Annotated in this window: 12 protein-coding genes; 3 read left to right on the top strand and 9 right to left on the bottom strand. The window is 35.1% G+C overall.

Annotated elements, in window-relative coordinates; translation table 11 throughout:
* Window position 1 precedes the first annotated feature (1 nt).
* Complete coding sequence (locus tag OZP07_RS04305) at window positions 2-1,138, bottom strand: lipoprotein N-acyltransferase Lnb domain-containing protein (RefSeq protein WP_281637417.1); 1,137 nt, start codon at window positions 1,136-1,138, stop codon at window positions 2-4.
* A 51-nt stretch (window positions 1,139-1,189) separates the two neighbouring features.
* A complete protein-coding gene (locus OZP07_RS04310; RefSeq protein ID WP_489886137.1) occupies window positions 1,190-2,260 on the bottom strand; it encodes a putative type IX sorting system protein PorV2 in 1,071 nt (356 codons plus the stop codon).
* Window positions 2,261-2,452: 192 nt separating this feature from the next.
* On the opposite strand from OZP07_RS04310, the gene OZP07_RS04315 reads away from it, so the two are divergent.
* Both OZP07_RS04315 and OZP07_RS04320 read left to right on the top strand, forming a co-directional pair.
* Entirely contained in the window at window positions 2,453-3,175 is a 723-nt protein-coding gene (locus tag OZP07_RS04315) for a CDP-alcohol phosphatidyltransferase family protein (RefSeq protein WP_194640047.1), read from the top strand.
* Window positions 3,176-3,203: 28 nt separating this feature from the next.
* A complete protein-coding gene (locus OZP07_RS04320) occupies window positions 3,204-4,013 on the top strand; it encodes a glycoside hydrolase family 25 protein (RefSeq protein ID WP_194640048.1) in 810 nt (269 codons plus the stop codon).
* 371 nt (window positions 4,014-4,384) lie between these two features.
* Here OZP07_RS04320 and OZP07_RS04325 read toward each other — a convergent pair whose 3' ends face one another.
* The 6 genes from OZP07_RS04325 to OZP07_RS04350 form a co-directional block, all read right to left on the bottom strand.
* A complete protein-coding gene (locus tag OZP07_RS04325) occupies window positions 4,385-5,650 on the bottom strand; it encodes an MFS transporter (protein WP_281637418.1) in 1,266 nt (421 codons plus the stop codon).
* A 130-nt stretch (window positions 5,651-5,780) separates the two neighbouring features.
* Window positions 5,781-6,044, bottom strand: coding sequence for a DUF5808 domain-containing protein (locus OZP07_RS04330; RefSeq protein WP_281637419.1), 264 nt, complete (start codon window positions 6,042-6,044; stop codon window positions 5,781-5,783).
* Window positions 6,045-6,141: 97 nt separating this feature from the next.
* On the bottom strand, window positions 6,142-6,882 hold the full coding sequence (gene lptB, locus OZP07_RS04335) for an LPS export ABC transporter ATP-binding protein (RefSeq protein WP_194640051.1): 741 nt from the start codon (window positions 6,880-6,882) through the stop codon (window positions 6,142-6,144).
* Between the two features lie 135 nt (window positions 6,883-7,017).
* Complete coding sequence (locus tag OZP07_RS04340) at window positions 7,018-7,368, bottom strand: carboxymuconolactone decarboxylase family protein (RefSeq protein ID WP_194640052.1); 351 nt, start codon at window positions 7,366-7,368, stop codon at window positions 7,018-7,020.
* A complete protein-coding gene (gene tatC, locus OZP07_RS04345) occupies window positions 7,361-8,176 on the bottom strand; it encodes a twin-arginine translocase subunit TatC (RefSeq protein WP_194640053.1) in 816 nt (271 codons plus the stop codon). Before tatC ends, OZP07_RS04340 begins: the two co-directional genes overlap by 8 nt.
* Window positions 8,176-9,141 (bottom strand): KpsF/GutQ family sugar-phosphate isomerase, encoded by a 966-nt coding sequence (locus tag OZP07_RS04350; RefSeq protein ID WP_281637420.1) that lies wholly within the window; start codon window positions 9,139-9,141, stop codon window positions 8,176-8,178. The genes tatC and OZP07_RS04350 overlap by 1 nt, the downstream gene beginning before the upstream one ends.
* 85 nt (window positions 9,142-9,226) lie before the next feature.
* Here OZP07_RS04350 and recQ point away from each other — a divergent pair, with 85 nt between their 5' ends.
* Window positions 9,227-11,422: a DNA helicase RecQ gene (gene recQ / locus OZP07_RS04355; RefSeq protein ID WP_194640055.1), complete on the top strand. Its 2,196-nt coding sequence runs from the start codon at window positions 9,227-9,229 to the stop codon at window positions 11,420-11,422.
* Window positions 11,423-11,521: 99 nt separating this feature from the next.
* Here recQ and OZP07_RS04360 read toward each other — a convergent pair whose 3' ends face one another.
* Entirely contained in the window at window positions 11,522-11,758 is a 237-nt protein-coding gene (locus OZP07_RS04360; RefSeq protein ID WP_281637421.1) for a hypothetical protein, read from the bottom strand.
* Between the last annotated feature and the right edge of the window lie 137 nt (window positions 11,759-11,895).

Genomic DNA, 11,895 nt, shown 5'->3' on the forward strand with positions numbered 1-11,895 from the left:
TTTAAATAATTATTGGAATACGTTTTTTATTTCTAATAGCAATTCGGGATAGAACAAATAAATTGGTCAGTAATATCGGAGAAACAATGAGTAAATGAACTTTTGACAGCATTAATCCGCAATAAACTATTAGAAGCAGAATATTGAAAACAGATAATTTGTATGTCCATTTTGAGTTTTTTGTTTTCGCAAAATACAGTACGCCCAAAATAAAAGGACTGAATAAAAGGACGTTGTAGTTATATTCTAATTCCTGATGAAAAGAATAAAAGCCTAAAAAAACAAATAATAAACCCAATAAGGATATTATTGACAAATAAATATAATCAATACTTCTCTTGTTTATCAGAGTTACAAATCCTAAAATAAAAAGATAAGTATAACTGTTATTCCACCAGGAAGCTGGAGTTTCTTCTTCAAAATTTAATATTGTTTTGTTCTCTTTGCATAAAGGCTGATTTTTATATCGAATGTGTTTTAAACTTTCCTGAAGCTCAAAAGGCAGGAATATTTTTGTTCCCACTTGATCTACTTTTGTCCCAAAAACAATACTCGTTCCCAGTTTTTCATAAAAATGATTATTGAAATAAGGGAATAAAATTGATCTGTACGTTTGATTAGTCGATGTTTTTTTTGTGATTACATTTCCTTTCAATGTTTTATTAATCACATCTACTACCTTTGATGTGCAGTTGTTATCAATGAATTTATATTGATATAAACGTTCATCAGAAAGCATTGATTTGGCTAAATTTTCTAATAATTCCTGTTTAAGTTCTAAAGGAAGGTTCAATTCCTGTTCGTAAACATCTCTTTTTTCATAATTGTACTGACCAAGAAAATCAACATATCTATTATTAGTAATAGAATAATCCAAATCTCCTTTTGTGAATTTCAGCACAAAATTTTGGGTATTAAAATCAAAATTCCCGTAATTATAAACGACATCAAAATTATTATCCAGATCACTAATTCTTATAGCAGTGTGGCCAAATAAGGAATAGGATTCATTACCAGTACCGCAGGTAAGGATGCTGACATGAGCATTTTTTGACAGCAAAATATCTTGAGCTGATAAATTATAAACGGAACTCAAAAGAATGCAAACGAATATTTTTTTTAATAAGGGAGCTTTCATTTTGCTGTTTTTTAGATATAAAATAAGAGATAGTTTTTTAAATAATCAAAGTTAGTTTCTAAAAAGAGATAAATCAATTTTTAATGAAAAAACATTTGAGTACAATGCAGTACTTTGGTTCCCTAATGAGGTTAATGCATAATCGATGGCAATTCCTTTGTATTTAAATCCCAAACCGATATTGGGCTGAAATCCTATTTTTTTGCCATTGTCTAATTGTGTTACCTGCTGGAAATTCCCAACACCCGCTCTTAAAAAGGCAAGATCAGTATATCCAAATTCTAAACCTACAGCAGGATCAATACTTACAAGAGAACTTGAAATTATATCATTGGTCTGAGTGAACTGCATATTCATATTTGCGGTGGTCAAAAGGCTGTAATCTTCATGAAAAATAATTTTTTTGGCGACGCCTAACTGCGCTTTAGGAAGTGTTATTTCAGTACTTTCAGGCATTTCTTGATTTTGGCCGGGAATGGCATCGGCTATTTTCTGGTAAGCTTCCTCATTGATATTCCAGATATTGTAAGTAGTGGTAATATCCCGAAGCATTAATCCAAATTGCCAGTCATTTTTTTCAAACTGAAGACCAAAGTCAAATCCAAATCCCCATGAAGTCGCAAAATCTCCAATTATTCGTCGGATAATTTTAGCATTTACTCCATATTGAAATCCCGGAACCGGAAGTTTTACAGCATAGGAAAATGTAAAGCCATAATCTGCAGTCGAAAAAAGAGATATCCGGTTATAGTCGATATTGCCTTCATTGTCAATTAAATCGGTGGTGTTCATAATATCATCAACTCCAAAACGTATTAACGAAATTCCCCAGGCACTGCGGTCGTCAATGGGACTGGCATAAGCCGCATAATCATATTTGGCAATATTAGCGAAATAATTAGAATGCATTAAAGAGATTTGATTGTCTTCAAGATGTATTAGTCCGGCAGGATTCCAATAACAGGAATTAACATCGGATGTAGAGGCAGTAAGGGCATTTGACATTCCTAGAGCTTTAGCATCCACACCAATATTCATAAACTCATTCGAGTATTTTCGAACGGTTTGGGAATAGCTGCTATTTATTATGAATAGGAGTAAAAAAAGCTGTATTTTTTTCAACGGATCTTAATTTGTCGGTTTAAAACCATTTTAATTATTTTCCAAAAATAAAGTTTTTTGATGATGTAACTGCTTCAATTCAATTAATTAATAATTTTTGTACAAAACAGTCTGAAATCAATCACTAAAAACAAGGTGAGCTTTCACATATTGTATTAAATTTGCCAAGCTTATAATTCAATTTTAATCACTATGAATATCAAAAAACACATTCCAAATACAATTACTTTACTGAATCTTTTTTGCGGTTGTATCGCTGTAGTATTTGTAAGCAGGGATCAGTTTGAGATGGCGTTCTTTTTTGTCTGCCTCGGAATTTTTCTGGATTTTTTTGATGGCTTTTTTGCCCGTCTGTTCAAAGTTTCCGGTCCATTAGGACTGCAGCTGGATTCTCTTGCTGACATGGTTACAAGCGGTGTTGTTCCTGGGTTTGTAATGTTCAAAATGATGCAGAGCAGTTCAGCTTATATGAATGAAGGATGGCTGCAGTTTTTTCCTTATTTAGGTTTTATTATTACTTTGGGATCGTGTATGCGTTTGGCAAAATTCAATATTGACACGCGTCAGACGGATTCATTTATAGGACTGCCAACTCCGGCAAATGCCCTTTTCATATTGAGCCTTTCATTGGTTAAAGAGTATTATGCTGCTGATTCATTGATGGTACTTGAAATTTTTACGGAGAAATGGTTTTTATTATTAATATCACTGTTTAGTGCCTATATTTTAAATGCTGAGATTCCTTTGTTTTCTTTAAAAATAAAAAAGTTTAATTTCAGGGATAATGCACTTCAGATTGTTTTCTTGGCAGTTTCTGTTTTATTGTTACTGTTTCTGCAATATTTAGGAGTTACATTAGTTATTGTTTTCTACGTTTTACTATCAGTGATTAATAACAAGTTTCAAAAGAAGTAATTTTTTAGATAAAAAAAACAGCAGTGCTATGCCAAGGCGTAAATCAAAAAAGAAAAAAGGAAAGTGGATTGATTTCTTTTTTATTGGGATAGTTGTTCTTATTATTTTTTCAACAGCATATCATTACCGTTCTGGGCTGGCAAATTATCTGGGCTTTAGACCGCGTTATAAAAGTGAGGTAGATGTTTTTTCTGAGGCAAGAAATCTTAGGGTCTTAGAAAAAAATGACGGAAAAACAGTAGGAATTGATGTTTCAGAATATCAGGGAAAAATCCGTTGGTCTTATGTAGATACTATTGAAGAGAAATATCCATTACGCTACGTTTTTATACGTGCAACTGTCGGAAATGACAGAGTAGACCGTCAATTTGAAAGGAACTGGCTTGGAGCGAAAAAAAATAAAATGATACGCGGTGCTTATCATTATTACCGTCCAAATGAAAATTCTCTTGAACAAGCTTCACTTTTTATAAAAACAGTAAAACTCAGGAAAGGTGATCTTCCTCCGGTTTTGGATATCGAAAAGCTGCCAAAAGAACAGTCTCTTGAACGGCTGAAAATTGGATTAAAGCGCTGGCTAAGTGCTGTAGAACAGCATTATGGCGTACGTCCGATTATTTACACTGGAGAAAAATATTATGATGATTTTTTGAAAGAAGAATTTAGCGATTATTTGTTTTGGATAGCCAATTACAATTTTTATCGCGAAGAAATCGAAGATGATTGGCTCTTTTGGCAGTTTACAGAGAAAGCCAAAGTGCCTGGAATTGACCGTACTGTTGATGTTAACATTTATAATGGCGATTTGGAACAGCTGCAGTATATAACCGTAGAATGATTTTTTATGTGAAAAAGGCCTGAAATTTGCAAAAACATTTAGCTTCAGCTGAAGGAAAATTGAATGTTTTTTTAAACCATTATCAAAAAATAAAACAATTTTAAAAGAGAGTATTCCTAATAGGATTTTTTATAAAGAGCTTCATTCAAGGGGTAGCCATTGCCAATAAATGAGTTTGGCTATTGGATATAATAATATATGACTGTCCGCAAATAATACCATGTGTTTTTTCGCCACTGATTACACAGATTCTTATAGATTTCATTACTATTTTTTAAAAAAATCTGTGTAAATCTTTTTAATCTGTCACTAATTCGATTTGTTTGGTATTAGTTAAGGATAGTAATGTAATAATGAATATTGGTAAAATTTTAGCTTTGCTGTTTTTCTTCGGTCATGTTTATCGTTTTTGGGTGTAAGCTGACCAGCTGTAAAACGATGGCGATCAACACTACAAAGAGCAGCAGAATGAATATTTGTTCCATACCGCCTTTGTCTGCAGCTTTTCCCAAAAATTCAGTAATAACCGCTCCGGCAGAAATCCCGACAAAGTTCATGATGCCGTATCCTGTGGCGCGATAACGAGGCGAAACAAATTGGCAGAGAATAGGCATGTTATTAGTGTCAAAAATTCCAAATCCAAGACCAAAAAGCATGCCGCCGGCTATAATAGCTTCGATGCTCTCACATTTGCCTAATAAAAAAAGGGCTGGAATTGTAAGGGCTAAACCTATCGTGCTAGTGTAGATTCTTCCTTTAAGATTTCGGATTACCCATCTGTCAGAAACAAATCCGCCAAGCAGAACGCCTACAAATGAAGACATCGCTATGCTGACTGTTGCAATTGGGCCTGCAATAGACATATCCAGATGCAGTTTTTCGGAAAACAAGGTGGGTAACCAGTTTTTGGCCGCCCATCCCGGAAGGCTTGGTGCTGAAAAATAAAAAAGCAAAACCCAAAAGGATATGTTTCCAAACAAAATACTCAAACCTCTGAACATTTGTTTTAATTCCACTCTTATCGTTAATTTTTGGGAGGTGTCAAAAGTGTAGGTTTTCTTTTCTTTAATAATAAAAATCAATAGAAAACTATAGATAATGCCAATAAGTCCTACAGAATGAAAGGTAAACTGCCAGGAAAATTTATTGGAAATAGTTGTTCCAAATCCGCCGAGTGCCTGCCCCAGATAAATTCCGGTAGTGTGAATACCTATGGCAAAAGAGCGGGTGTTTTCCTGATGATAATCGGCAATCAATGATAATGCGGCCGGAATATAAAAGGCTTCACTGAAGCCCATTATGGCACGCAAAACATATATTTGGTTAAAAGTTGTGGCGTATCCCATTGTCATTGTCACTCCAGACCAGATAAAAAGACTGCAGACAATCATTTTTTTTCTATTGATTCTGTCGGCTATAATGCCGGAAACAGGACTCATTAAAGCATAAATCCAAAGGAAAACAGCCATCAGCAGACCAAAGTTTTCGGCTTTTGCTAACTCTGGAATGTCAAGCATCATTGCGGGTTTCATAGTAGAAAGCATCTGCCTGTCCAGATAATTTAACAATGCTACAAACCATAATAAGCCAACGACTATCCATGGATAGGATTTTTTTTCACTCAATTTTGCAATCATAGCAGCGTCAGTATAAAAGCGATAATGTATGAATCCAAAAGAGAAGAAATGTTAATCATTGCTAGGCATTAAAGTATAAGAAATCGAACGGATAATGTTTTTTACTCTGGAAAATCAGCAGGATGCCGAATTAAAGTCTGTTTAGAATAAAAAATAGGACAGTTGAAAAGAACAGTAAAAATAAAAGAGAGGCCCATTTTGATTTTTTATTGGCAAAATTCAAGGCAGTTCCTTTCCATTCTATTTTTTTTGGAACAAAAAGGCGTTCGTCTTCTTTGTTGTAGTAGAAAAGACCTTTCCATTTCCAGTTATTTGGATCATTTCTCCATCTGTCTGATGTTTCTTTATCGGGGTCATTATCTCTCCAATCGTCCTTTTTTGTATTTGAAATCATGCCAATATTTGTTTAGTGAAAATAAGATGATGTGAATGAAAATCAGTGGTTTAATGATGTTTAAGGAACAGACTGTTCAAAAACTGACCGCTGATTATTAAAATTCCAGCTTCTTTTTTCTTAATTCAAAGTTTTGGCCTAGATATACGCGGCGCACCATTTCGTCTTCAACTAGTTCTTCTGGAACACCTGCTTTTAGAATTCCCCCTTCAAACATTAGATAGGTTTTGTCGGTAATGGCTAGTGTTTCCTGTACGTTGTGATCGGTGATTAAGATTCCGATGTTCTTGTTTTTCAGCTGGGCGACAATTCTTTGAATATCTTCCACAGCAACCGGATCTACACCAGCAAAAGGTTCATCAAGTAAGATGAATTTTGGATCAGTGGCCAGACATCGGGCAATTTCGGTTCGGCGGCGTTCTCCTCCTGAAAGCAGATCCCCGCGGTTGGTACGAATGTGTTCCAGACTGAACTCAGCAATTAAACTTTCCATTTTGGCTATCTGCTCTTCTTTAGAAAGTTTAGTCAGCTGCAGTACGCTTAAAATATTATCTTCGATACTTAATTTTCTAAAAACAGAAGCTTCCTGTGCCAAGTAACCAATTCCCTGCTGAGCTCTTTTATACATTGGATAATCGGTAATGTTTAGATCATTCAGGTAAATATTCCCAGAGTTGGGTTTTACCAAGCCTACGATCATATAAAAAGAAGTCGTTTTCCCGGCACCGTTTGGTCCCAAAAGGCCAACAATTTCACCTTGGTTTACTTCTACCGAAATACCTTTTACAACGCTTCTGCCTTTGTAGGTTTTTATTAAATTTTCTGCTCTTAGCTTCATTTTTAATTGGATAATGTGTCAATTGAAATTACCTGAATAATATAATAATTGTTGTCCTAAAGAGACAAAATAAGTAAAATTAATCAATCGGATAAACAAATTAATATTTTGTAAAATTATCTAATTGACTATTTTTTAATTGCCCTGCTCTTCCAGTGCTTCCCAAAATTCGTAAGCTCTGCGCAAATGCGGTACTACAATTGTGCCGCCTACTAGCGTTGCAATCCCCATAGCTTCCATCATTTCCTCTTTGGTAACACCTTCTTTATAGCTGGTTTCCAAATGGTATTTTACGCAGTCATCACAGCGTAAAACAGCCGAAGCAACTAGTCCGAGCAGTTCTTTGGTTTTTACATCTAAGGCTCCGGGAGCGTAGGCATTGGTGTCAAGATTAAAAATACGCTTTACTATTTTATTATTGTCTGCCAATAATTTTTCGTTCATTTTAGAACGGTAGTCGTTAAATTCTTGTACAATATCAGACATTTGCTTTCTTTTTATTTAATACTACAATTTTTGATATTAAGATGCTTACTTCATAAATAAGGAGCATCGGAATGGCAACAATTGTCTGGCTTACCACATCCGGCGGTGTTACAATTGCGGCAACAATCAAGATTATTACAACGGCATATTTCCAGTACTTTCTTAAAAATTCAGGGGTTACCAGGTCTAATTTTGTCAGGAAATAAATAATTATAGGAAGTTCAAAGAATAATCCGCTGGCCAGTATGCTGGTTTTTACCATGCCAATATAGGAGTCAAGCGTAAATTGATTTTTGACAACATCACTGATTGTAAATGTGGCCACAAAATTAACAGACATTGGAATTACTACATAATAACCAAATATCACACCCATAAAGAAAAGCAGGGAAGAAGTGAATATAAATACCCGAGCGTTTTTCTTTTCTTTTTCATACAAAGCAGGACTGATAAATTTCCAGATCTCCCATAAAATATATGGGAAACTTAAAATGAAACCTGCCAGAATACACATCCATACAAAAATATTAACCTGACCTTCCATTTCTGTATTCTGAATGATAAAAGGCATTTCGGTTATACAAAGTCCTTCTGCAAACCCCAATGAATGAGATAATTCACAGAAATAGCGATAAGTAAAAAACGTCGGTCTTGTTGGCCCAAATATAATGGTGTCAAACAAGTAATCGCTTATGAAATAAGTTACAAAAGCCATGATAATTACAGCAGTTGTACTTCTGACTAACAGCCATCTTAATTCTTCAAGATGGTCTAAAAAAGACATTTCGCCTAGATTTTTTTTTGCCATTATACAATTCCTTCTTTTAAAATATCGTGTAAATGCAATACGCCTTTGTACTCTCCATTATCTACTACTATTAATTGAGTAATAGAGAAATCTTCCATTAAATTAAAAGCATCTACAACCATATCTGTCGATTTTATTGTTTTTGGGCTTTTGCTCATAATGTCTTTTGCTGTTAATTCGGCAATTGTGTCGCGGTCATTTAACATTCTTCGGATATCTCCGTCAGTAATTATTCCTACTACTTTGTTGTTTTCTACTACAGCGGTTACACCAAGGCGTTTTTCTGAAATTTCGAAAATTGCTTTTTTAATTGAGGTATCGGGAGTCACTTCGGGTTTTAAAGTGTGTTCCAGCATGTCTTTTACGCGAAGCAGTAATTTTTTTCCTAAAGCACCGCCAGGATGATATACAGCGAAATCTTCTGCTTTGAAATCTCTCATTTCCATCAAACAGACAACTATGGCATCGCCCATAACTAATTGTGCTGTTGTGCTGTTAGTTGGAGCCAGATTCAAAGGACAGGCTTCTCTGTCAACAGTTGTATTTAAAACATAATGAGAACCTTTGGCCAAAAAGGAAGTCATATTTCCGGTCATGCCAATGAGTTTATTCCCAAAACGGGTCAAAAGAGGAACTAGTGCTTTGATTTCTGGACTGTTACCGCTTTTGGATATACAGATAACAACATCGCCTTCTTGCAGCATTCCTAAATCGCCGTGTATGGCTTCAGAAGCATGTAAAAATAATGATGGAGTGCCGGTTGAGTTGAATGACGCTGCCATTTTTTGAGCAATAATGGCGCTTTTGCCAATTCCTGTTACTACTAATCGTCCTTTGGAATTGTAGATACACTGTACCGCTTCCGCAAAAGTATCGTCAATGAAGTCAATTAATTTGGCTATAGACTGGCTTTCTGATTCAATTGTTTTCTTGGCGTTAGCCAGTATGTTTTCTTTTGTAATCAAAACAGATAATTTAAAATTTGTAAGTGTAAAAGAAAGTTGTATCTTTATGTGCCGCAAATTTATATAAAATACCACATATTAAAGAATGAATTCAAACGAAATTGACATAGACAAAGAATTAAAGAAGTATTTTGGCTTTAGCAAGTTCAAAGGCCTGCAGGAAAATGTTATTAAAAGTCTGCTCAATAAGCAGAATACATTTGTGATTATGCCGACAGGAGGAGGGAAATCACTCTGCTATCAATTACCCGCTTTAATTCAGGAAGGAACAGCTATTGTTGTTTCTCCTTTGATAGCATTAATGAAGAATCAGGTAGATGCTATCCGAAGCCTTTCTTCTGAAAATGGGATTGCCCATGTTTTAAATTCTTCACTTACAAAAACTGAAATCGCACAAGTTAAATCCGATATTAGTGCGGGGATAACAAAGCTGTTATATGTCGCTCCAGAATCTTTGACCAAAGAGGAGTATGTTGCGTTTCTTCAGACTGTTCCTATTTCATTTGTAGCTATTGATGAAGCACACTGTATTTCAGAGTGGGGACACGACTTTAGACCAGAATACCGCAATCTAAAAAATATTATCAAGCAGTTAGGTGAAGTTCCTATTATTGGTCTTACAGCTACGGCTACTCCAAAAGTACAGGAAGATATCTTGAAAAATCTGGAGATGGCAAATGCAAAAACTTTTAAGGCATCATTTAACAGAGCCAATCTGTTTTATGAAGTTCGTACCAAAACCAAAAATATTGAATCGGATATTATTCGGTTTATAAAACAGCACAAAGGAAAATCGGGAATTATTTACTGTTTGAGCCGTAAAAAAGTAGAATCAATTGCCGAAGTGTTACAGGTAAACGGAATAAGCGCCGTTCCATATCATGCAGGACTTGACGCTAAAACACGCGCCAAACATCAGGATATGTTTTTGATGGAAGATGTAGAGGTTGTTGTTGCAACTATCGCATTTGGGATGGGAATCGATAAGCCAGATGTGCGTTTTGTGATTCATCACGATATTCCAAAATCTTTGGAAAGTTACTATCAGGAAACAGGAAGAGCTGGCCGTGATGGAGGTGAAGGTCACTGTCTTGCTTATTATTCATATAAAGACGTTGAAAAATTAGAGAAATTCCTGTCTGGAAAACCAGTTGCAGAACAGGAAATAGGATTTGCTTTGCTACATGAAGTAGTAGCTTATGCCGAAACTTCAATGTCAAGACGTAAATTCTTACTGCATTACTTCGGAGAAGAATTTGACAGCGAAACCGGTGAAGGAGCTGATATGGATGATAATGTCCGCAATCCAAAAACAAAAGTGGAAGCCAAAGATGAAGTGCTTAAACTATTGGAAGTTGTCAAAAAAACCAAACATATTTACAAGTCAAAAGAAATTGTATTTACGTTGATAGGCCGTGTAAATGCAGTTATCAATGCACATAAAACAGATTCTCAATCCTTTTTTGGGTCGGGATCAAAACATGACGAGAAATTTTGGATGGCATTATTGCGGCAGGTTCTTGTGGCAGGATTATTGAAAAAAGATATTGAAAGTTACGGTATAATAGAGATAACCAAAGAAGGTTTGGCCTTTATGAAAAATCCGGAATCTTTCATGATGTCGGAAGACCATGAATACAGCGAGGCTGATGATGAAGCTATAGTAACGGCCTCAAAATCATCTGGAACTGCCGATGAATTGTTGATGTCAATGTTGCGCGAACTGCGTAAAAAAGTAGCTAAAAAATTAGGAGTTCCTCCATTTGTGGTTTTTCAGGATCCTTCCCTCGAAGATATGGCTTTGAAATATCCAATTTCTCAATCAGAATTGGTGAACATTCATGGTGTTGGCGAAGGAAAAGCTAAAAAATATGGTAAAGAATTCATCGAATTGATAAGCCGTTATGTAGAAGAAAACGACATTATTCGTCCCGATGATTTGGTAGTAAAATCTACCGGAGTCAATTCTGTCAATAAATTATACATTATTCAAAATATCGACAGAAAGTTGTCCTTGACTGATATCGCTTCCGCAAAAGGACTAAAAATGGATGATCTGATCAAAGAAATGGAACAAATTGTTTATTCAGGAACTAAATTAAACATCAAATACTGGCTGGACGAAATGCTTGATGACGATCAGCAGGAAGAAATCCATGACTACTTTATGGAATCAGAATCAGACAGCATCGAGAAAGCACTTAAAGAATTTGATGGAGACTACGATATAGATGAATTGCGCCTGATGCGTATAAAATTCATTAGCGAAGTAGCAAATTAGTCTGCAGTTTTCAGCAGGCAGATTTTAGAAAAATATCCCGTTTCATAGAAATGGGATTTTTTATGTACAGTAAACTGAAGTCTGCGTTCTTTTATCTGATTACTCATAAACCTCACCGCAATGCGGTTTCAATGCATCTCTTACCTGAATCATATTTTCTTCGGTTACGACCATAAAAGCGGTTGCATACATTTCATTTAAAATCTCAAATCCGGTGATGTTTATCGGTAATTTTTCGATAATGATATATTCTTTTAAGTGGATTTCGTGATGCTCAGCTGTTTTTGCCGAAGCTGGACCCCGAAAATCCCATATTAGTTTTATTTTTCTGGACATTATTTTTAAGTGCAAAGTTTCAAAGTAACAAAGGTACAAAGTCATTTTGAAATCGATTTTAGATTAAATAATTAATTTCAGTTCCAAAATAGTATTTTTGCATCTTCTTTTCATAGCAAGAAAAGCTAATTGAATAA

The organism is Flavobacterium marginilacus (genome assembly GCF_026870155.1).
Taxonomy (GTDB): Bacteria; Bacteroidota; Bacteroidia; order Flavobacteriales; family Flavobacteriaceae; genus Flavobacterium; species Flavobacterium marginilacus.

Bases quoted from the DNA above. Each gene is read 5' to 3' on its own strand.
- OZP07_RS04305 (WP_281637417.1), bottom strand. From the start codon at position 1,138: ATGAAAGCTCCCTTATTAAAAAAAATATTCGTTTGCATTCTTTTGAGT.
- OZP07_RS04315 (WP_194640047.1), top strand. From the start codon at position 2,453: ATGAATATCAAAAAACACATTCCAAATACAATTACTTTACTGAATCTT.
- OZP07_RS04320 (WP_194640048.1), top strand. From the start codon at position 3,204: ATGCCAAGGCGTAAATCAAAAAAGAAAAAAGGAAAGTGGATTGATTTC.
- OZP07_RS04325 (WP_281637418.1), bottom strand. From the start codon at position 5,650: ATGATTGCAAAATTGAGTGAAAAAAAATCCTATCCATGGATAGTCGTT.
- OZP07_RS04330 (WP_281637419.1), bottom strand. From the start codon at position 6,044: ATGATTTCAAATACAAAAAAGGACGATTGGAGAGATAATGACCCCGAT.
- lptB (WP_194640051.1), bottom strand. From the start codon at position 6,882: ATGAAGCTAAGAGCAGAAAATTTAATAAAAACCTACAAAGGCAGAAGC.
- OZP07_RS04340 (WP_194640052.1), bottom strand. From the start codon at position 7,368: ATGTCTGATATTGTACAAGAATTTAACGACTACCGTTCTAAAATGAAC.
- tatC (WP_194640053.1), bottom strand. From the start codon at position 8,176: ATGGCAAAAAAAAATCTAGGCGAAATGTCTTTTTTAGACCATCTTGAA.
- recQ (WP_194640055.1), top strand. From the start codon at position 9,227: ATGAATTCAAACGAAATTGACATAGACAAAGAATTAAAGAAGTATTTT.
- OZP07_RS04360 (WP_281637421.1), bottom strand. From the start codon at position 11,758: ATGTCCAGAAAAATAAAACTAATATGGGATTTTCGGGGTCCAGCTTCG.